This is a genomic window from Rhodococcus sp. MS13 (assembly GCF_013277835.1).
Taxonomy (GTDB): domain Bacteria; phylum Actinomycetota; class Actinomycetes; order Mycobacteriales; family Mycobacteriaceae; genus Rhodococcus_F; species Rhodococcus_F erythropolis.
Genome location: NZ_VBTL01000004.1, coordinates 884,941 through 906,982, shown reverse-complemented (window position 1 = coordinate 906,982; position 22,042 = coordinate 884,941). Strand labels below are relative to the sequence as shown.

At 61.6% G+C, this 22,042-nt stretch carries 14 protein-coding genes; 11 read left to right on the top strand and 3 right to left on the bottom strand.

The window, feature by feature from the left end; all coding sequences use genetic code 11:
* Positions 1 to 77 precede the first annotated feature (77 nt).
* The 4 genes from FEZ59_RS12805 to FEZ59_RS12790 all read left to right on the top strand — a co-directional run bounded on the left by FEZ59_RS12805 (position 78) and on the right by FEZ59_RS12790 (position 6,238).
* Positions 78 to 1,550, top strand: coding sequence for an AMP-binding protein (locus tag FEZ59_RS12805; protein ID WP_172932713.1), 1,473 nt, complete (start codon positions 78 to 80; stop codon positions 1,548 to 1,550).
* A gap of 85 nt (positions 1,551 to 1,635) precedes the next feature.
* The gene (locus tag FEZ59_RS12800; RefSeq protein ID WP_134998964.1) at positions 1,636 to 3,483 is read left to right on the top strand and encodes a DUF3556 domain-containing protein; all 1,848 of its coding nucleotides are present in this window, start codon (positions 1,636 to 1,638) and stop codon (positions 3,481 to 3,483) included.
* Positions 3,480 to 4,913: an NAD(P)/FAD-dependent oxidoreductase gene (locus tag FEZ59_RS12795; protein WP_134998963.1), complete on the top strand. Its 1,434-nt coding sequence runs from the start codon at positions 3,480 to 3,482 to the stop codon at positions 4,911 to 4,913. The genes FEZ59_RS12800 and FEZ59_RS12795 overlap by 4 nt, the downstream gene beginning before the upstream one ends.
* Before the next feature lie 35 nt (positions 4,914 to 4,948).
* Entirely contained in the window at positions 4,949 to 6,238 is a 1,290-nt protein-coding gene (locus tag FEZ59_RS12790) for a helix-turn-helix domain-containing protein (protein WP_019745783.1), read from the top strand.
* Between the two features lie 92 nt (positions 6,239 to 6,330).
* On the opposite strand, the gene FEZ59_RS12785 is transcribed toward FEZ59_RS12790, so the two are convergent.
* Positions 6,331 to 7,632: an HNH endonuclease signature motif containing protein gene (locus tag FEZ59_RS12785; RefSeq protein ID WP_172932712.1), complete on the bottom strand. Its 1,302-nt coding sequence runs from the start codon at positions 7,630 to 7,632 to the stop codon at positions 6,331 to 6,333.
* A gap of 116 nt (positions 7,633 to 7,748) precedes the next feature.
* On the opposite strand from FEZ59_RS12785, the gene FEZ59_RS12780 reads away from it, so the two are divergent.
* From FEZ59_RS12780 to FEZ59_RS12745, 7 genes are all read left to right on the top strand, one after another.
* Positions 7,749 to 9,047: an SWIM zinc finger family protein gene (locus tag FEZ59_RS12780; RefSeq protein WP_283567245.1), complete on the top strand. Its 1,299-nt coding sequence runs from the start codon at positions 7,749 to 7,751 to the stop codon at positions 9,045 to 9,047.
* Complete coding sequence (locus FEZ59_RS12775; RefSeq protein ID WP_172932711.1) at positions 9,044 to 10,528, top strand: DUF5691 domain-containing protein; 1,485 nt, start codon at positions 9,044 to 9,046, stop codon at positions 10,526 to 10,528. The genes FEZ59_RS12780 and FEZ59_RS12775 overlap by 4 nt, the downstream gene beginning before the upstream one ends.
* On the top strand, positions 10,525 to 11,640 hold the full coding sequence (locus FEZ59_RS12770; protein WP_020909497.1) for an AAA family ATPase: 1,116 nt from the start codon (positions 10,525 to 10,527) through the stop codon (positions 11,638 to 11,640). Before FEZ59_RS12775 ends, FEZ59_RS12770 begins: the two co-directional genes overlap by 4 nt.
* Positions 11,637 to 13,823: a DUF5682 family protein gene (locus tag FEZ59_RS12760; protein ID WP_346343229.1), complete on the top strand. Its 2,187-nt coding sequence runs from the start codon at positions 11,637 to 11,639 to the stop codon at positions 13,821 to 13,823. Before FEZ59_RS12770 ends, FEZ59_RS12760 begins: the two co-directional genes overlap by 4 nt.
* A complete protein-coding gene (locus FEZ59_RS12755; protein ID WP_172932709.1) occupies positions 13,820 to 14,983 on the top strand; it encodes a VWA domain-containing protein in 1,164 nt (387 codons plus the stop codon). The genes FEZ59_RS12760 and FEZ59_RS12755 overlap by 4 nt, the downstream gene beginning before the upstream one ends.
* Before the next feature lie 92 nt (positions 14,984 to 15,075).
* Positions 15,076 to 16,698: an MFS transporter gene (locus FEZ59_RS12750; RefSeq protein WP_020971136.1), complete on the top strand. Its 1,623-nt coding sequence runs from the start codon at positions 15,076 to 15,078 to the stop codon at positions 16,696 to 16,698.
* A 237-nt stretch (positions 16,699 to 16,935) separates the two neighbouring features.
* Complete coding sequence (locus tag FEZ59_RS12745; RefSeq protein ID WP_113682723.1) at positions 16,936 to 19,263, top strand: EAL domain-containing protein; 2,328 nt, start codon at positions 16,936 to 16,938, stop codon at positions 19,261 to 19,263.
* Between the two features lies 1 nt (position 19,264).
* Here the strand turns inward: FEZ59_RS12745 and FEZ59_RS12740 are convergent, their stop codons facing one another.
* Together FEZ59_RS12740 and FEZ59_RS12735 are read right to left on the bottom strand one after the other, a co-directional pair.
* Positions 19,265 to 20,389 (bottom strand): GGDEF domain-containing protein, encoded by a 1,125-nt coding sequence (locus FEZ59_RS12740; RefSeq protein WP_202022762.1) that lies wholly within the window; start codon positions 20,387 to 20,389, stop codon positions 19,265 to 19,267.
* A 120-nt stretch (positions 20,390 to 20,509) separates the two neighbouring features.
* Positions 20,510 to 21,949 carry an amino acid permease gene (locus tag FEZ59_RS12735; RefSeq protein ID WP_172932708.1) on the bottom strand — a complete coding sequence of 480 codons (1,440 nt, stop codon included), beginning with the start codon at positions 21,947 to 21,949 and terminating at the stop codon, positions 20,510 to 20,512.
* Positions 21,950 to 22,042 lie beyond the last annotated feature (93 nt).

The window sequence follows — 22,042 nt, the reverse complement described above, 5'->3', positions numbered from 1 at the left end:
TCCCCTGAGACCGTTTCTTCGGCCGCAGGACGCCGATAGTGTTTTGAGTCACACACGAATGAAAGGTGCTGACTCTCGTGGCGGACATCGGATATCTGGCTTGGGATCTTGCGGAGAAGTACGGGAAGAAGCCGTGCCTGCGGGACGACCACGTCGAACTCACGTATGAAGAGTTCGCAGAGCGTACGGAAGCTGTTGCCGCGCAATTGGCAGGACTCGGAATCGGACTCGGTGACGTGGTGGCGATCATGCTGCCCAATCGCGCCGAGTTGCTGATCGCGATCATGGCTGCCTGGCGCATCGGTGCTGCAGCTACGCCCATCAATCCGATGTTCACCGCGAACGAAGCGGATTACCAGATCGCGGACTCTGGGGCCGAGTTGGTCATCACCGCTACTGCCGATGCGCCCTCGGGTGGCCGTGCGGTGTTGGTCGTCGACGATCTGGCGACAGTGCCGCCGACCGATCCCCGACCCGGAATCGATGTTGCAGCAGACGATCTGGCGTTGCTCATCTACACCAGCGGCTCCACCGGACGGCCCAAGGGAGTGATGCTCACGCATTCCAACCTGCAGTTCATGGCTTCGTCGATGGGCAAGAACATCGGTGTTACCGGCGCGGATCACTGCCTGCTGATTCTGCCGTTGTTCCATGTCAACGCGATCTGCGTCAGCGTCCTGACGCCCTTGCTTGTCGGCGGACAGGTGAGTGTCACCGGGAAGTTCTCGGTTTCGAGATTCTTCGACGACGTTGCGCGGCTTCGCCCCACGTATTTCTCGGCGGTGCCGGCAATCTACGCGATGCTGACCTCGCAGCCGGAAGACGCCTCGATCAACACGTCGTCCTTGAGGTTTGCCGTGTGCGGTGCGGCGCCGATCAGCAAGGAACTCCTCGAACGCGCGGAGCAGCGTTTCGGTTTCGTGATCGTGGAGGGTTACGGACTCACCGAGGGGACCTGTGCGTCGGCCTGTAATCCTGTGGAGGGCCTGCGCAAACTGGGTACGGTCGGCCCGGCGTTGCCCGGCCAGCAGATTGCCATTCTTGCCGAGGACGGAACCTTTGCTCCCGTCGGAACTGCCGGAGAGGTGGTCATCAAGGGCGGCAACGTGATGCGTGGCTATCTGGGCAAGCCGGAGGAGACCGCGAAGACCGTCAAGGATGGTTGGTTGCATACCGGCGACGTCGGGGTCCTCGACGAAGACGGCTACCTGACCCTGGTCGATCGCATCAAGGACATGATCATCCGTGGGGGCGAGAACATCTACCCCAAGGAGATCGAAAATTCGCTCGCCACACATCCTTCCGTGCTCGAGGCCGCCGTCATCGGCGCTCCGCACCAGGTCTACGGAGAGGTGCCAGTTGCCTATGTCGTTGCCTACCCCAACGCGCCCGTCACCGAAGGCGAACTGCTCGAACATGTCACGGCCTTGCTCACCCGAGTAAAGGTGCCAGTGGCGATCTACGTCGTCGATACGCTTCCCCGAAACCCGGTGGGCAAGATCGACAAACCCGGAATGAGACGAGCTCTGAGCGCAACTCCCGCTCACTAGTCCCTTCCCCGTAATACCAGCACAACTCGACGACGTGCGTCGAGTCGATCCGTCATGCCCACATTCCGTATTTCAGGAGCACATCATGGGATTCAAAGAAGGAAACTTCCCTCCCGTCGATCCGGCAACCTTCATGGACAAGCCGTTTCTCGAGCGTCTGCGTGACATGTCCACGCACTGGGTGGATTACGGCTTCGGTACACCGAAGATGGTCCACACCGTCTACATCATGAAACTGTTGTTCCTCTACCTGGCAGCTGGAACAGCCGTTGCCACTTTGACTTCCGGCCTCTCGTGGTTCGACATCGGATCATGGTGGAACCAGCCGATCGTCTACCAGAAACTCATCATCTGGACCATGATGCTCGAAATCCTGGGCCTGGCAGGGTCTTGGGGTCCATTGGCCGGCCACTTCAAACCGATGACCGGTGGAGTTCTCTACTGGATCCGCCCCGGCACGATTCGCCTTCCACCGTGGCCGGGCAAGGTGCCGCTCACCTCGGGTGACACCCGCACGGTGTTCGACGTCTTCATCTACGTCGCCGTAGTCGCCAATCTTCTTGTTGCCGTAGTTCTTCCCGGCGTTCACACCGCAGGAATCGATTCGGCAATCGCCGACAATGCCGGACTGGTACGCCCGACGGTCTTGTACTCCTTCCTCGTGCTCATGGTGATTCTCGGGTTGCGGGACAAGGTGCCCTTCATCGCTGCCCGTAGTGAGCAGTACCTGCCGGCGATCTTCTTCTTCACGTTCCTGCCCTTCGTCGACATGATTCTGGCGCTCAAACTGCTGATCGTCATGGTGTGGATCGGTGCCGGTGTCTCGAAGTTCGGCCGTCACTTCTCGCTGGTGGTCCCCCCGATGCTCAGCAATACGCCGTGGATCCCGTCGAAGAAGATCAAGCGTGCGCACTACCGGAATTTCCCGGAGGATCTGCGACCCTCGCACCTCGGCGGCGGGGTCGCACACGTGGCCGGAACGATGGTCGAAATCGTCACTCCGTTGATACTGCTGTTCTCGACGAACAAGACACTCACCATCCTCGCCGTGATCCTCATGGTCGGATTCCATCTCTTCATCGCGTCGACCTTCCCGCTGGCCGTTCCGCTGGAATGGAATCTTCTGTTCGCTTACGCCTCGGTCTTCCTGTTCCTGGGCTTCCCGGCGTGGGACGGCTACGGCCTCGGCGCCATGTCTTCACCCTGGATCACAGCGGGAATTATTGCAGCCCTTGCTTTCTTCCCCATTCTCGGAAACCTTCGACCCGATCTGGTGTCGTTCCTGCCGTCGATGCGTCAGTACGCCGGCAACTGGGCATCTGCGACGTGGGCATTCGCGCCGGGCGCCGAAGCAAAGATCGACCAGTACATCAAGCGTCCGTCGCCGGATACGCGTAATCAGTTGATGACGATGTACCCCGAAGATGTGTCCGATGTCGTTCTGCATCAGCTGTTGGGCTGGCGTTCCATGCACAGCCAGGGGCGTGCACTGTTCTCACTGATGATCAGGCACCTCGGCGACGACATCAACACGTACTCGCTGCGGGAAGCCGAGTTCATGTGCAACTCCATCGTCGCCTTCAACTTCGGTGACGGGCACCTGCACGACGCGAAGTTGATTGCCGCCATTCAGCGTCGCTGCAATTTCGCGCCCGGCGAGTTCCTGGTGACCTGGATCGAATCGCAGCCCATCCACAAGGGAACGCAGGAGTACCAGGTGATCGACGCAGCTCTCGGCGTCATCGAACGAGGTACTTTCAAGGTCGCCGACGCAGTTGCCGAACAACCGTGGTTGCCGAACGGGCCCATTCCGTTCGACGTTCAGTGGACACTGGACGTACGGGCCGACCGCGCGGCAACAGATCCGCAGGTGGTCTCCGAACCGAAGATGCGTACGAGGGTCAGCGGTAGCGAGCAAGAGGTGAGTAAGTGACAAAGGCCGTAGTCGTCGGTAGCGGGCCCAATGGGCTCGCTGCCGCGGTACACCTCGCACGTAGCGGTGTGGACGTGCAGGTGCTTGAGGCCGCCGACCAGATCGGCGGAGGCACCCGCTCCGGTCCGATCGACGTGCCGGGGTTGATTCACGATCACTGCTCGGCATTTCACCCGATGGGTATCGGCTCGCCGTACCTGTCCAAGCTGGACCTCGAGCGATACGGGCTGATCTGGAGATGGGCAGAGGTGGACTGCGCGCATCCGCTCGACAACGGGGACGCCGGTGTTCTGTACCGCTCGCTGGAGCAGACGGCGGCGGGACTCGGCGCGGACGGACCTCGATGGCAACGGATGTTCGGTGACTTGTCGACGGGATTCGATGCATTGGCGTCCGACCTGATGCGCCCGATCGTCAATGTCCCGCGGCATCCGCTGCGGCTCGCAGCTTTCGGTCCGCGAGCGCTGCTTCCGGCAACCGTGACCGCGAAGTTGTGGAAGACCGGCAAAGGGAAGGCGCTGTTCGGCGGGGTTGCCGCGCACGCCTTCTATCCACTCAACCGTCCGGCCACCTCGGCGGTGGGATTGATGATCACTGCTGCTGGTCACCGCTACGGTTGGCCGGTTGCCGAGGGAGGTTCGCGTTCGATCACCGACGCCATGGCCGCGATGCTCCTCGATCACGGCGGCAAGATCGACACCGGCATTCGGGTTCGCACGGCCTCCGAGATTCCGGACGCCGATGTTGTTCTGCTGGATGTCAATCCGGGGGGTGCGCTCGAGATACTGGGCGATCGACTCCCTGGCCGAGTGGCGAGAGCCTATCGAAAGTTCAAGCAGGCTCCCGGAGCGTTCAAGGTCGATTTTGCGATCGAAGGTCATGTGCCGTGGACCAATCCGGATTGCGCTCGGGCCGGAACTGTCCATCTGGCAGGTGGTTTCGACGAAATCGTGGCCGCTGAGCGTGAGACGAATTCAGGCCGCATGCCGGACCGGCCGTTCGTGCTCCTCGGTCAGCAATACCTGGCTGATCCCACCCGATCCGCCGGGAACGTTCATCCGCTGTACGCCTATGCGCACGTGCCACACGGATATGCCGGCGACGCTACAGAGGCGATCATTCGTCAGATCGAGAGGTTTGCGCCAGGATTCCGGGATCAGATCGTCGCGACAACGAGCAGTGGTACAGCTGACCTGGCACAAGACAATCCGAATCAGGTAGGCGGCGACATCATCGGAGGTGCCAACACCGAACTGCAGGTTGTCTTGCGTCCGCGCGTGGCAGTCGATCCGTACAGCACGGGGATCGCGGGCACTTACCTGTGCTCGGCCTCGACCCCGCCGGGTGCCGGAGCACATGGAATGTGCGGGTACAACGCGGCCGAATCGGCTCTGAAGTACCTGCGACGAAAGGGTGCGGAAGTTCTGTGAGTAGTCCATCGCACAAGGAGCGAGGCGCCGGCGCGATGCGGCGTCTCGCCCGAGTGCCTGCAGCCGCGGAGCCGGAAGTGCTTGCGGTGGTTGCCGAGTTGGCCCGACGACTCGACGAGCGCAGTGCCGACATTGCGCGTGAGATGGCCTTCATGATGGCTCACGAAATCGACCAATTGGATGCAGACGCCAAATTGCTCGAAATGCTCGAGGCCAGCGTGCAGGGAAACATCACGACGATCATCCACGTATTGGCCAACGACATTCCGATCGATCATCTCCAACCGACTACTGCCGCAGTGGAATACGCTCTGCGTCTGGCGCAGCGGGACGTTCCGTCCAACTCTCTCGTTCGGGCCTACCACATGGGCCAAGGCGATCTGATGCGGATCTGTCACGACGAGATCAGCACACTGGATATTCCGGCGCGACTCACTTTGGCTGTCCTGAAACACACTTCGGATGTGGTCTACAGCTACATCGACTGGATCACGCTCTACGTCTTCGACGCGTACGAGCGGGAACGCAGTCGATGGATGGCAGCGCAGGGAAACCTCCATTCGGCCGCGATCCACGCCCTCCTGTCCGGCACCAACGCAGATACCGCTGCTTTCGAAGCGGAGACCGGGTACCGCCTGGGTCAGAACCACGTCGCCCTGGTGGTTTGGTCGACGTGGGATGCGGACGTCATGGGCATCAACACGCTCGATCGACTCGTACGTGATCTCGGCGCAGCGGCGGGAGCGGACAAGCCGCCGATCATCACCGCCATCGATCGACGCACGGTGTGGGCGTGGCTGCCGTTCGGTCGCCGGGTGCCTGCGCCGGATCCGGAGGTTCTCGCTGCGGCAGTGCCGTTGGACGGCGGAGCGCGGGTGGCAATCGGACTGCCAGGGTCAGGGGTCGAAGGTTTCAAGCGATCTCACGAACAGGCAACCGCCGCCTATTCGGTTGCTGCCGTGCCGGATACGCCGCAACGGCCGGTGGTGAGCTTCGGGGACCGCGGCGTCGCTGTGGTTTCACTTCTGTCCGAGAACATCGATTCTACGAAGTCATGGGTCTGGGAGGTGCTAGGCCCGTTGGCGGACGATACGCCTTCTGCTGCATCCTTGCGGACGACGTTGAGCGTGTACTTCGCCCACGGAGAAAGTCATCTGCACACTGCCAATCACATGAATCTGCACCGGAATACAGTGAAGTATCGCATCAACAAGGCGCTCGGAGATCCAGTCGCTGCCGGCCGAGACAAGTTGGATCTCGCTCTGGCCCTGCAGGTTTGTGAGTTGTTGGGTAGATCGGTCCTGCGCCCCGCTAAAACCTCGTGAGCCGTGGATGCGACACGGCCTGTGGGCTCCGTATCGGGTTCTGATGTCCGATGCGGAGCCTGGCCGTGTTCTGTTGTGCCTGAGGTTCGTCCTCAGGTTTTGAATGTGGTGTTCGCGGGCCGTGGGTGCTGCTGCGGGTCGATCGAGGGTGGTGGGATGAACCAGGGTTTGTTGTCGGTGCCTATGCGAATCTCCCATTTCCCGACGAACCCGGATTTGCGGTGCATCAACCGATGATGCGAACGGCACAGCAGGACAAGGTTGTTCATCACGGTCGGCCCGCCGTTGGCCCAGTGCCGAATATGGTGTGCATCCGTCCAGGCGGGCACGCATGTGCAGCCGGGGAATGCGCAGCCTTTGTCTCGGGCGATCAGGGCCACTCGCTGTTCGGCGGACACTAATCGCTTTCCGGGTTTCGCATCGAGCGGCGCCCCGTGGTCGTCGAGCAGCACAGTGGACAGGAAGCAGTCACAGCCGAGAAGCCTGGTCTGCGATACGGACAGTGGTCCGAGCCAGGGCATGTGCCCGACGTCGAGATCCGACACAGTCGCTCCACCATCAGTTGGTGTTGCGGCGCAGTCCCGATGCTCCGCTAAATCACGGGCGTTGATGTGCACGTTCACGTGCGGCCGCTGGCCGCCATCGGTGCCAGTTTTGGCGCAGTCCAGATACCGCCGGATCAGTTCGGTGAACCCGTCCGCGGTCCGCTTCGCTGCCGACCGGGCGTCCGGGGTTCCATCCGGAGCGGGGGTGGGCATCGTCAGATTCGACAACGCCGACAACAACATTTCCCCGGTGAGAGCATCGAAATCACCGCGCACCACCACCCGACCATTCAACGTCGACGCGATCCGCAACTCATTCCGATCCACATCCTCGGCGGGCGGAATCTCATCGGACTCGAACACTCGCTCCAAGGTCGCGATAACACTCCGCACCTTCGTCGTCGTCGCCTCCACGCCCGATGCGGCAGCCAACAACAAATCGATACAGCGAGGCAACGCGGCGTCCGGCATGCCCTTCGGTGGTGACTCGCAGAACGCCACGATCAACACGGCATGATCGAACGAGCAGTCCCCGCCATCGAACCGGGCAGCCACCGCCGGAAAAGGCCGCAGCGCCGCACCCAGGGCGGCGATCTTCTTCCCGTCCCGAACCTGCAGCATCGTGTTCGCCGCCAACCAGCAACCCACCCCGCGGCTCGCAATCACCTGATCATCCGGCCGCAACGAGAGTTCGTCCACCACCGCCACCCGAACAGCCTCGAGACGAAGAATCTCCGCACTCGCCTCGATAGCAGCGGCCCGCAACTCCGCAGCCGTCAACCGCCACAGGCGTCCGCGCAAACCCACCGCAGAACCACAAACGACGTCAGATGATGTGTTGATACTCATTGAATCCCCCGATCCCCACCTCAAACCATATTCGAATATGTGTTCGAGTCAAGAGCTGATTCACTAAAGAATCGGCCTGACTCTGCGATGTCAGCGGGTTGTCATACTGTGGTCGAGTGACTTCGCCGTGGACAGCTGGGCAGGTGGCGTCGGTAGCTCCCGACGCCGCATCGCTGGCCGCTGCGCGCAAGTTGGCTGGTTCGTGGAGCCATGCCGGAAGTAGCGGTCTCGCGCTCTGGGGGCTGTGTCAGGGCAGCGGCTCGAAGCCGTATCAAGCAGTGATTGACCTGCGGGGCCCTGCATACAAGTGCTCGTGCCCCAGTCGAAAGTTTCCGTGCAAACATGCTCTGGGGCTGCTGGTGGAATGGTCGGAAGGGCGTGTGCCGTCGGCGGACGAGCCCGCCGACTTCGCGGCAGAGTGGTTGTCGCGCCGCGAGGAGAAGACCGAGAACACCGGCGAAAGCGGCGACGAGGCGCCCAAGAAGTCTCCCGACCCGGCGACAGCGCAGAAGCGCGCCGACCGCGTTGCGAGCGGGCTCGTCGAATTGGACCTGTGGATCACCGATCAGATCCGCGGTGGTCTGGCGGCGATGGACACGTCCTGGGCGGGCTTCGACGCGGTAGCCGCTCGCATGGTGGATGCTCAGGCGCCCGGTATTGCAGGCGCGCTTCGAGCATTGGCGGGAATCGTTGCGTCTACGGAGAACTGGCCCGAGAAGGTCCTCGACGAGTTGGCTCGGTTGCACCTGCTGGTCGCTGCGCATCAGAAGCTGTCCGAGTTGCCGGAAGATCTTGCCCATTCGGTGAAAGCGCACGTCGGCTATCCCGTCTCAACCGAGAGTGTGATGGAATCGATTCCGGTGAAAGAGAACTGGATGATTCTCGGTTCCGGGATCACCGAGGAGAAGCGACTGTTCACCCGAACCGTGTGGATGCTCGGCAGGAATTCGAAACGGTGGGCCATGCTGCTCGACTTCTCCCACGGGTCACCCAATTTTGCCACCGAAACGCCGCCAGTCGGGTTTCTGCTCAATGCCGATGTTCATTTCTATCCCGGTGCCGCGGCATTGCGGGCGCGGATGGGGGCAACGCACGGTGAACCGGAGCCCTTCACAACCATGCCGTTCGGAAGCATCGACGCTGCGTTGCAGCAGTTTACCGATGCCCTCGCCGCAGATCCCTGGTTGCGCTCGTGGCCGGCAGTGATCAGTTCGGTGGTCCCGTCGTTCGTCGACGGTTCCTGGTTTCTCGTCGACGAATCGGGCACAGCGCTTCGGGCAGAAGGTGATTCGGATCTTCTGTGGAAGTTGCTCGGTATTTCCGGCGGTTACCCGGTCACGGTCTGCGGAACGTGGAATGCGCTGGCTCTTACTCCGATCTCGGTTTTCACGGGAGGGCAGGTGATCGTGCTGTGAGCACTTTGATCTCGGCTGCTCTTCTCGGGACTGCCAGAACCTCGACAACATTCGAGGAGCTGCCGGCCGAAGTGCGAGGCCATGCCCGCGAACTCGACGGCGATCCTGCCGAGATGCTTCTGGCAGCAGCAGCGGTGGAGAGGGCGTACCGCCGTGGCGGTGCGGGCTCCACCACGGCGGCCGTGCCGACACCTGCTCCAGACGATGTGCGATTCACGCTGCCGGAATCCTCATCGGCGCACCTGCTGTCGATGCTCGCGGCCAAGGCGACCTTGCTCGACGAGTGGTTCGCAGTCGCGTTGGAGCGCAACTACCGTGCGCCTGATCATCTGGTCGCCGAGTTGCTTTCCTTTGCACGTGCGAGCGAAGCTCACCGGGAGAGCATCCTGCAGATCGTCGGCGAGCGTGGCCGATGGCTAGCCGCGCAAAACCCCGAGTGGAGCAAGCTCGTCCGAACCAGGGATGCAAATCCGGATGTCTGGCGTCACGGAAGTTCGTCCCAGCGCACGCAGTGGCTGATAGACACTCGCCGAACAGATCCCGCGCTGGCACTGGCCGAACTCAGAAAATCGTGGGGCACCGAGCGGGGCGAACAGAAGGCTGCATTTGTCTCGACTCTGGCAATCGGATCGAGCGCCGACGATCAACCATTGTTGGAGGAAGCCCTCGACGACCGTCGCAAGGACGTGCGACGCGCAGCAGTGGAGGTGCTCGGACGTATTCCCGAATCGGAGTTCGGGGAGCGAATGGCCGCGCGGGTTCAGAAATGGGCGCGGGTGGAGCGGAAACTGCTTCGATCCACGTTGGTCATCTTGCCGCCTGAGGAAGTCGATGCGGCGGCGAGGCGAGACGGCATCGAAGATCGGCCGAATCCACACACCGACTATCGTGCTGAGTACGTGCGTCAGGCGATCAGTTCTGCGCCGTTGTCTTTGTGGAACAATATGATCGGTGAACCCGGCAAGGTCTTGGGGGTGAGCGTTGACGAAGGCTGGGAGCCGATCCTTCACGACGCTTGGTCCACCGCTGCAGTCGCGCAGAACAATGCGGAATGGGCGCTGGAACTCTTTCGCATACGCGGCACGGCAACCGATCGACGCCTACTCCCGTTGGTGCCGGCCAAGGCGCTGGCTGACCTGTTGAGGTCTGGAAACGGCGACGCCAATGTTCTGAACCCGGGCCGGGCAGCGATCTACGACGCTCTGCGAGGTCCATGGCCAGACGACATCACCCGGGCAGTCGTGGCCCAGTGGGAACGAGTTGCGGCCAGACGCGCCGATGGGGGCGCCAAGGCCGGCGAATTCTCGCGCTACAAATACAGCGCATCGCTACGCCTAGCCGAGAGTCGATTTCCCTACAGCGCAGTAACTTTGCTCGATCGGGCTGCGGAGCGTGCACGTGACCCGGACTGGCGGCAGACCTTCGCCAGAACTGCCAGCGCCATCACCCACCGCAAGACCCTGCTCGAGGAGCTCACATGACTGACAGCGTAACCGTGCCCACCACAGAACCGGCAAAGCTGATGCGGCCCCACGCAGAGCAGGAGTACGCACTCGAACTCGAAGCACTGGCCGCGCAGGACACCCGTCCGCGTCCACCGTCGTGGAACTTGTCGCCCTGGGCCGTGGTTACGTATCTGTTGGGTGGCACACTCGACGACGGAACGGTCATTTCACCGAAGTACGTCGGTCCTCGGCGGTTGATGGAAGTGGCCGTCGCAACTCTTGCCACCGACCGGGCGCTACTGCTGTTGGGCGTGCCGGGTACAGCCAAGACCTGGGTCTCCGAACATCTTTCGGCTGCAATCTCGGGTGCGTCGACGCTCCTGGTTCAAGGCACGTCGGGTACACCCGAGGAAGCTATCCGCTACGGCTGGAACTACGCACGCCTTCTCTCGGAGGGGCCGACCGCCGGTGCGCTGGTGCCGTCACCTGTGATGACCGCGATGGAAACCGGGAAGATCGCCCGCGTCGAAGAGTTGACGCGTATTCCGGCCGACGTGCAGGACGCCCTCATCACCATTCTCTCCGAGAAGACGTTGCCGGTGCCGGAACTGGGCATCGAGGTGCAGGCAGCCAAGGGCTTCAATCTGATCGCTACCGCCAACGATCGCGATCGCGGTGTCAACGATCTGTCGTCCGCACTACGTCGACGGTTCAACACAGTTGTTCTCCCGTTGCCGGCCAGCGAGGAGGACGAGGTGGCTATCGTGGCACGCCGAGTCGAACAGTTGGGCGCAGCACTGGAATTGCCGACAACCCCCGCAGCAGCCGAGGAAATTCGCCGGGTCGTCACCGTGTTCCGGGAACTGCGATCAGGCACGACCACCGACGGCCGCACCAAGTTGAAGTCCCCGTCCGGAACTCTGTCGACGGCGGAGGCGATCTCGGTGGTCACCAACGGTTTGGCGTTGTCTGCGCATTTCGGGGACGGCGTACTGCGGGCATCCGACGTCGCTGCCGGAATCCTGGGTTCGGTGATCAAGGATCCGGTCGCAGACAAGGTTGTGTGGAACGAGTACCTCGAGGCAGTGGTGCGTGAACGCGGCGAGTGGTCCGACTTCTACCGGGCGTGCCGCGAGGTCACCGGGTGACCATCGTGATTCCGGACCTGCGTGTCCGGGTCTTCGGTATCCGTCACCACGGCCCGGGATCTGCTCGTTCGGTTCGGCAGGGCCTGGAAGAGTTTTCCCCCGACGTGGTCCTGATCGAAGGTCCTTCGGATGCAGACCCGTTGGTGATGCTGGCGGCATCGGAGTCGATGGAACCGCCGATTGCGTTGCTCGCGTACGCCACTGGCGAACCGTCGAAGGCGGCCTTCTGGCCGTTTGCGGTGTTCTCACCTGAATGGCAAGCGCTGCAGTGGGCTGCGAAGAACGGTGTGCAGGCAAGGTTCTGCGATCTGCCCGCGTTCAACGTGTTGGCGGATCAGGGGATTCGTACTGTCCGCGAGGGCGATCCTCTGTCTGAACTGGCCGCGGCCGCGGGTTTCGACGACACCGAACGCTGGTGGGATTCGGTGATCGAATCAAGCTCGGGCGCAGATTCTTTCGATGCGATCACCGAGGCGATGGAGGCGCTGCGTGAGACAGTGCCGATCGACGAGGAGACAGCGCATCGCGAAGCGTATATGCGGCAGGTGCTGCGAAAGACGTTGAAGGATGGCGCCGAGCGGGTAGCGGTCGTCTGCGGAGCTTGGCACGCGCCGGCGTTGGTCGGAGCCCTGGGGCCTGCGGCTCCCGACGCCCGCATTCTCAAGGGGATGTCCAAGGTCAAGACCTCGCTGACCTGGGTTCCCTGGACACATTCACGCCTGGCGTCGGCATCGGGTTACGGAGCCGGAATCACCTCGCCGGGCTGGTATCACCATCTGTTCACCGCGAACGACAAGACGATCACGCGGTGGCTCACCAAAGTTGCGAGGGTGCTCAGGGACGAGGACCTTCCCATCTCGAGTGCTCACGTCATCGAAGCTGTCCGATTGGCAGATACGTTGGCTGCACTGCGTTCTCGCCCGCTGGCCGGATTGTCGGAAGTTACCGAGGCTACGAGGTCGGTGATGTGCGACGGAAACGACGTTCTTCTGGATCTGATCACACGAAGACTCGTTGTGGGCGAAGCCCTGGGCACGGTGCCCGAAGAAACTCCGACGGTTCCGCTCGAAGCAGACCTGCGAGCACGTTCGAAGACTTTGCGGCTCAAACAACAAGCGGGAGTCAAGAATCTCGATCTGGACCTGCGACGCGATATCGACGTCGAGCGTTCCCAGTTCCTGCACCGACTGGGGATCCTCGAGATCGATTGGGGAACCCCGGCCGACAGTGAGGTCCGTTCCACCGGAACTTTCCGAGAGACTTGGGCGCTGCAATGGAAGCCCGAATTCTCGGTCTCGGTGATCGAGGCGTCGCTGTGGGGTACGACGGTGGCCGCAGCGGCGGCATCACGTGTCGTCTCGAAGATCAACGAGCCGGACATCACTCTCGCGTCACTGATCGGACTACTGGAGAACTCACTGCTCGCAAACCTCCCGGCAGCTTTGTCTGCGGTTTTGGAGAGTGTGAAAACAGTTGCGGCACTAGACCATGACGTGTCACATCTGATGGCGGCGCTACCGACGCTGACCCGAACGCTGCGATACGGCGATGTGCGCGGAACCGATGTGACGGCGTTGATCGACGTCGCCGACAGCTTGTTGATCCGGATCTGCACCGGCCTCGCAGTCGCCGTCACTGGACTGGACGATCCCAGCGCCGAGGAGTTTCGCGATCACCTCGACAAGGTTCACTCGGCAGTCATGGTTCGTGACGATCGCGATGCGAGCGCACGGTGGCTGCAGGCGATGGCCGGCGTGATCGACCGTGACGACGTCAACGGTTTACTCGTCGGACGGATGGTGCGGCTACTGCGCGACAGCGGTTCGATCACGGAAACCGCTGCAGCCCAGCGCTTGTCTCGGGCCCTGTCCGTGGGAAGCGCGCCGACCGCCAAAGCCGGGTGGGTCGACGGGTTTCTCGGTGGGGGAGGGCTTGTGCTCGTTCACGATCGAGCGTTGCTCACGCTGATCGACACGTGGGTCCGCCAACTTCGTGAGCAGGACTTCATCGACACGCTTCCGTTGCTTCGACGCACGTTCGGAGCCTTCGAGGCAGGGGAGCGTCGAGCGATCGGTCAGGCGGTCAGAGGTGGACGACGCGTCGAGACGACAGTGGAGACTGACGCGCGACGCGGCCGAGCGGCAATGGCGGTCGTTGCCGAGATACTGGGGGCGCGCGTATGAGCGACGACGATCAGCGCCTTCGGCGCTGGAGATTGATGCTCGGGGAATCCGCCGAAGAATCGACGGGAGGGCTGGGCCAACCGGGCGACAGTCGAATGGATGCAGCTCTCGCAGCGCTCTACGACTCGTCCGGCCCGACCAAGGGGCGCCGCCGCTCCGCCGGATTGGGGGCGTCGGCGCCGTCCGTCGCCAGATGGCTCGGCGATATCCGGACGTACTTTCCCAGCACGGTGGTGCAGGTGATGCAGAAGGACGCAATCGACCGACTGGGTTTGGCGCAGTTGCTGCTCGAACCGGAACTGCTCGATGCCGTCGAGCCCGATGTACATCTGGTCGGGACGCTGCTGAGCCTCAACCAGGTCATGCCGGAGGCCAGCAAGGCCACTGCTCGAATGGTCGTCGGGAAGGTGGTTCGGGAGGTCGAAGAGCGAATCGCGCAGAAAATGAAGGCCGCGGTGACCGGGGCACTCAATCGTTCGGCCAGAACGTCGAATCCGAAGTTGCGTGACATCGACTGGGACCGAACCATCCGAGCAAATCTGTCGCACTACCTGCCGGAGTATCGAACCGTCATCCCCGAGCGGCTCGTCGGATACGGCCGCAAGTCGAAATCTGTGCAGCGCGACGTGGTCCTGGCGATCGACCAATCGGGTTCGATGGCGTCCAGCGTCGTCTACGCGTCCGTGTTCGGCGCGGTGTTGGCGTCGATGCAAGCGCTGAAGACTTCGCTCGTGGTTTTCGACACCGCCGTCGTCGATCTGACGGACAAACTGTCCGACCCCGTCGACGTCCTGTTCGGGACCCAACTTGGTGGGGGCACGGACATCAACCGCGCAATCGCGTACAGCCAGTCGCTGATCTCGCGTCCTGCCGAGTCGATGTTTGTTCTGATCTCGGACCTCTACGAGGGCGGTATTCGGAACGAGATGCTGCGGCGCATGGCGGCCATGAAGAATGCCGGCGTTCAGGTTGTGGTTCTGCTGGCGCTCTCGGACGACGGCGCTCCATCGTTCGATCACGACAATGCAGCGGCGCTGAGTGCCCTCGGGATTCCCGCGTTTGCGTGCACGCCGGACAAGTTTCCGGAACTGCTCGCGGTCGCTCTGGAACGCGGCGACGTGTCGGCCTGGGCGGATCAACTCGCACTCGAACAGCGCTGACTCGAACGGCACTGACTCAAACAGCCTCGAACAGCCTCAAACAGCACTGACCGGTCTGCTTCGAAGACCTGAGCACCGGGTACACCCGCACGATGGGTGACGGACAGGTTGCTGGTTCGACTACGCAGGCGGGTTCGGGGCTGGTTCTCACGGTGTTGGCGAGCAGCCAGTTCCTGATGACCCTGGACAGCTCGGTCATGAATGTTTCGATGGCGACCGTCGCCGAGGACGTCGGCACGAGTATCACCGGCATTCAAACCGCGATCACGCTGTACACCCTGGTCATGGCGACTCTGATGATCACGGGTAGCAAAGTCGGTTCGATGATGGGCCGTCGCCGAGCCTTCGCACTCGGCTTGGTCATCTACGGCGCTGGTTCTCTGACGACTGCGCTCGCTCCGAATCTCGTGGTCCTGTTGATCGGTTGGTCGTTCCTCGAAGGCGTCGGCGCGGCGCTCATCATGCCCGCGATCGTTGCGCTCGTCGCCACCAACTTCCCGGCGGAGAAGCGTCCGGCGGCCTACGGCCTCGTCGCTGCAGCAGGCGCGATAGCCGTGGCAGTGGGGCCGCTGATCGGCGGCGCGGCGACGACATTTGCGTCGTGGCGTTACGTGTTCGTCGGCGAAGTCGTGATCGTCGTCCTGATCTTGCTGGTGCTCAGCAAGGTGGTCGACGTCCCACCGTCGAAGTCGCGCCTCGACTACTTCGGTTCGATCCTGTCCGTGGTGGGACTGGGAATGATCGTCTTCGGTGTGCTGCGTTCGAGCGAGTGGGGTTGGGTGCAGGCCAAACCTGGCGGGCCGCAGCTGGTGGGGTTGTCTCCGGTGGTGTGGCTGCTGATCGTCGGGCTCCTTGTCGTTTACGGATTCCTGCGATGGGAGGGGCGCCTGGCCGCTGCGGGGAAGGAGCCTCTGCTCGATCCGGCGATGCTGAGAAACCGCGAACTCAGTGGCGGGCTGTCGATGTTCTTCGCGCAGTTTCTGGTGCAGGCGGGCGTGTTCTTCGCGGTTCCTTTGTTCTTGTCCGTAGTTCTGGAGCTCAGCGCTCTCGAGACCGGAATTCGCATCCTGCCGTTGTCGGCGGCGCTCGTCGTGGCGGCGATCGGTATTCCGAAGCTACGGCCTACCGCGAACCCGCGACGCGTGGTCCGAGTCGGATTGTTGGTCATGGTCGTCGGCATTCTGATGCTCGTGGCAGGCATGGACCCCGGCGCCAATGCGGCGATCGTGATGATTCCCATGCTGTTCATGGGTTTCGGCTTGGGGTGCCTGTCTTCGCAGCTCGGAGCCGTCACGGTGTCCTCGGTCCCGGACGAACGCAGCACCGAGGTCGGCGGGTTGCAGAACACCGCCACCAACCTCGGCGCTTCCTTGGGAACTGCCCTGATCGGATCGGTTCTCATTGCCACTCTCACGACGTCGGCGATCGCCGGAATCGAAGACAATCCGGCGGTTCCGACATCGGTGCAGCAGCAAGCGAGCACCGACATGGCCTCGGGGGTGCCGTTCCTGTCGACGACGCAACTCCGATCCGCTCTCAGTGACGCCGGCGTCGCCGAGTCCACGGCGGATGCGATCGTGGACGTGAACGAAGAAGCCAGGCTGGACGCGTTGCGTGTCGCTTTTGCCGTGGCAGCGCTGCTCGCAATCGCCGCGTTGTTCCCGACCGCTCGAATCCCCCGCGTCGCGGTCGGCGACAAACGTGGTTCGAGCTAAGAATCAGCAATCGGGGATCGACCTGGACGATCGACGGAACGACCTCTGGATATAGTGATCTGCGCACAATCGATTCGTCAGATGGCTACCGTTGTGAAGGAAACAAGCAGCGAGTCTGAAACACTGACGTTTCACCGGATAAGGGTTCGGTGGGGAGCCAGGGGAGGTTCGGATGGCCAGGCGAGCGGATTCGACGCCCGCTAATGGCGCCTGCGCTGGTGTCGGGATGCCTCACTGATGAACCGTCTGAGTCGATTGAGTCGGCATGATCCTGCTTCGGAGACCGACTGCAACAGCCTGTTTCGCCGTCAGATCGACGAGGCTGCGGCCGTCGCGCCGTTCGCCAATCTTGCGTACATGGCGAGTTTGGTCGTGATTCTGACCTACACCGTCCCGCCTGGACGTCAGACGCTCAGGTGGTTGGGCGGCGCCCTCATCTTTCTTGTCCTCGCGAATTCGATTCGAGTATGGATACCGCTTCGCTGGCGACCGTCGAAGCACACACCGCGCTACGACTACGTGGGTCTGCTCGTCGAAGTGATCGTTGTCGCGACCCTAGACGTCGCACTTTTTGCCCTGCTCTTTCACGACATGGACGTCTCCCGCGACTTGGTTCTGATCGCGACGATGGCAGGAATCATGGGCGCCGGGACCGTGACGTTCTCCAGTCTGAGATCGGTGAGCCTGACCTGGATCTACATTCACGGCCTCGGCGTCTTCACTGTTCTCATCGTCCACGCCGAACCCCACTTTCGCGTACTTGCGATTCAGTTGTGCATCTACATGTTTGCGCTCACCGTGGGGGCGGTCTATCTGTCGGCCTCGTTCCAGAGACGTTGTCTCGCAGAGTTTCAGGCGGAATCCGAGCGTCAGACGGTGGCGTTGTTGCTCGACGGTTTCGAAGGCGGTTCCCGCGACTGGCTGTGGGAGTGCGACACCAACGGCCGGTTCTCCCACACCTCGGCACGTCTCGCCGAGGTCGCAGGTATGACGGTGGACGAGTTGCAGCAACTCACCTTCGGGCAACTCCTCACCAGACTCCAGATCGCGTCGAGTCCGGAGGGGCGTGCGGCCGCGGCCCAGATGATCGACAAACTCGAATCGAGTGCCCCCTTCCGGGACACCGTCGTGCCGGTGCATGTCGACGGTAGGCGGCGCTGGTGGTCTCTTTCCGGTAATCCACGGGTTCTCGAATCCGGCGTGATTCTGGGTTGGCGCGGTGTCGGTTCCGACATCACGGAGAGGTATGTCCACGAGCAGGAGATCCTTCGCCTTGCGGCCACCGACTCGTTGACCGGGTTGCCGAACCGTCGTGCGTTCGGTGTGGCGCTCGAGGAAGCGATCAATTCTCGGGCGCCGGACAAGCAGGTTCTCGTCGGGATTCTCGACCTCGACAATTTCAAATCGGTCAACGACACCCTTGGACATCCGATCGGGGACCAATTACTTCTCGAAGTCACGACACGCCTGCGCAAGGTCGTAGGTTCGGACATGTGCTCGCGGATGGGCGGCGACGAATTCGGGCTGATCGTCTGCACGTCGTCGCGCGACGATCCCGGAGTGATCTTCGATCGGTACCTGGAAGTGCTGCACGAACCATTCTTCGTCGAAGGCAATCGAATAGAAGTGCGGGCCACGATCGGTTACTCCAGCGCGCCCGAGGATTCAACAGACGCAGACGGATTGGTGATGCTGGCGGATCTGGCTCTGTACGAAGCGAAGTCGACGGGGCGCAATCGAGTAGGCAAGTTCTCACCGCTGCTGCGGGCGAGGGCATCGGCGCGGGCGACTGCGCTCCACGAGCTGGACAGAGGGATCGAGGAAGGGCAGTTCGATCTCCACTATCAGCCTCAGGTCGACACTCAGACCGGTGAAGTGGTGGCCTTCGAGGCTCTTCTACGGTGGAACCATCCCAGTCGCGGCCTCATCGGGCCCAGCCAGTTCATCTCGGTGGCGGAGGAAACCGGAATGATCATTCCCCTCGGCGCGCAGGCGATGGCGATGGCGACCGCGGCTGCTGCGGGGTGGCCGACCGGAATCGGTGTCTCGGTCAACGTTTCGCCAGTGCAGTTGGTGTCGCGAGAGTTCGGTGCGATGGTGAAGAAAGCTCTGACGGATTCGGGCTTGGCTCCGCATCTGCTGCAGCTCGAAATCACCGAGACAGGTGTTGTGGACGATCGCGCGATCCGGGATCTCTACAAGCTGCGTGAGCTCGGGGTTACCGTCGCGCTCGACGATTTCGGCACCGGCTATTCTTCCTTCGCCACGCTCCAGAGACTTCCAATCGACGTTCTCAAGATCGATCGCATGCTGGTCACCGACTCGGACGATCCGAAGATGTCCGTGGTGAAGTCCATTGTCGAATTGGCCGCGGCCCTCGGTATGAAATCGTTGGCCGAGGGCGTCGAGACCATCGAGCAGTTCCGCCGCGTTCAGTGGGTCGGGTGTGACCTGGTCCAGGGCTATCACATCAGCAAGGCTCTGACCGCTGAGCGCGTCGATGTGTATCTTGCCGCCACGGACACGGAAACCGGGCGCAGCGTCCACCCACTTACGTGGCTGTGAATCAGATCTGAGCCGAGCGGATCGTATTACCGCCTGCCGCTTTCGCTTGATACATCATCGAATCCGCGACGTTTGTCGCCGCCAGGATTGCGGAAGCACCGCCGCTCCACGCCTTCGATTCGGCGGTCATCATCACAGCTCCGACGCTCACCGTTGTGGGGATCGCGTCGGAACAATCCGACAGCGCCGCGTTTATCCCTTCGATCAACAGGGTTGTCGATTCGGGATCACCGGCAATGACAGCCAGATATTCTTCTCCGCCCGTACGAGCGATGATTCCGTGTTCGCCGAGATGTGTGCTCAATCGGTTCGCGGTTCTTCTGATGACATGATCGCCTTCGGCATGACCGTGAAGATCATTCACCGTCTTGAATTTGTCGATATCGACGACGACGAAAGCGAGAGACGAAGAATCGTCTCGGGTGCTCTCGAAGAGATCGCCGACTGCCCCTTCCAGTCCCCGACGGTTGAACAGGCCAGTGAGGGGATCGCGGTCCGAATACTGGGCATCGCGGTAGAGAGTGCGCCAGGTCAGGTGCGCAAAAATGGGAACGAGTGTGACAGCTCCGAAAAGAACGGTGCCACGGGCCAGAAGCGTCGTGATATCGACGTCGCCTTCTAGATAGGCAAGAACAAAAACGGTAGTCGTGATGGTCGTCGACCAAACGACATGAGCGACAAGCCACCTTGCGCTGACAAAAAGAGTCGCAAAGGTTCCGGTGACTGCGAAGACGGTGCAACCGAACGTCGCGGACGAGCGATCCGGCACCAGAAGGACTGCGGCCGCGATCCCGAGATCTGCGAATATCCCGAATGCAAGCAACCCCCGGCGTCCGGGAAATGGTTGTGTGAACCAGCACGCGGCGATTCCCACACACGTGCAGATCATGAAAATCGAAAGTGCTTTGCCGGGAGTGGTCGGCGGCGTATCCGGGCCGATCAATTTGTAGAACGCGGAGAGTCCGAAGATGATCGTCATCATTCCGAGCAAGGTTCGGAAGATCGGAATGATTGCTCGGCCGGATCTCTGGTGCTTTATCCACTCGTAGTCGTGTGGTTCGTTGAACCATTCGTGAAGTGTTTGCCAAGAACTGTGCCCTTCGGGGGCGATGACAGGGCTCGGCATGCTGTCTATTTTGCCTTGAATTTAGGTAAAGAGAAAATCTGTGTTCGACCGGTTCCACCGGTTCGATTTTTTCGGGGAAGAGGTTCTCTTATCGAGTCGAGCGCTTACTCGATGCTTGTTTCAAGCCTTCTTCGAACTGCTGTGTGCGTTGTTCGAGGCGGTCGCGAACGATACGACTTTTCGCGTACGAGACCTTTTCACGCTGTAAGCGACGAGGATGACTCCCAGCGCGACCAGGCTTTGGACGAACTCCGCGCGCGTCGGTTCGTTGAGACCCATTCCCACCAGGATCACGAGAATCAGGCCGGTGACCACTATCGGTAGGCCGGGATACAACCAGACACGGAATTTCAGAATCTCGGGACTTTCGCGTTCCCATCGGCGTCGGAGGCGTAGTTCGGATACACAGATCAGGATGTAAACGAACAAACAGATTGCGCCGGACGAATTCACGAGGAACAGGAAGATCGTGTCTGGCCAGATGTAACCGGCCGCGATACAGAAATACCCGGCCACGGTGCAGGCGAGTACGCCCTTCACGGGCACGCCGCGACTGTTGGTCCGTGTCATCCATGCCGGCGCGTCGTTGTAGACGGAGAGTGCGAAGAGCATCCGTGACGCCGTGTACAGGCCGGAGTTGAGGCAGGACAGCACAGCGACCAGAACCACGAGATTGAGAATGTCGGCGGCGCCGGGAATTCCGAGCAGGTCGAGTGCGGAGATGAACGGAGAATCGCCGACGACGAACGAATCCCACGGCAGCATCGTCACGAGGAGGAAGGTGGCGACAACGAAGAACGCGAGAATGCGGAAGACGACGGTGTTCGTGGCTCGTCTGATCGCTCCGGCCGGTTCGGCGGATTCCGCTGCGGCGATTGTGACCAGCTCGGCTCCGGTCATGGAGAAGATCACGGCGACAACGCCCACCAGCACGGGGGTGAAGCCGTTCGGCAGAAATCCTCCGTGGCCGGTCAGATTACTGAAATCGACTTCACTGCCGGGCCAGATGCCGAAGACGAACAGACTGCCGAGCACGATGAAGCCGATGATGACGGCGACCTTGATACCTGCAAACCAGTATTCGGCCTCACCGAAGTTGCTGACGGAGAGAAGGTTGACCCCGGTCATCACCAACAGGAGTGCTGCTGACATGAGCCAGAGCGGTACACCATGGATCCACCGGGAGAGCAGGGTAGCTCCGACGACGGATTCGATGCCGACGACGATCACCCAGAAATACCAGTAGAGCCAGCCCGTGGTGAAACCCGCCCAGTCGCCCAACGCCATTCGCGCGTACTCGGTGAATGATCCCGTACACGGCTTGGCGACGGCCATTTCACCGAGCATGCGCATCACCAGGAACACGATGATGCCGCAGATCGCGCAAGTGATGACTGCGCCGGGGCCGGCCTGGTTGATGATTCCGCTCAGTCCGACGAAGAAACCGGCGCCGATGACACCACCCATGGAAAGCATGGTCAGGTGGCGCTTCTTCAATCCTGTCTTGAGCGTCGAATGAACGCTGGCGGCTTCGGCTGTTTCGGTGCTGCTGTCGGGCATCTGGGCTCAGCTCCTATTGCATGACGCGATCAGTTCTTTCGGAGAGACGCTAAGCTCGTCGTGTGATCCAGAACATGGACCTGATGTACAAAT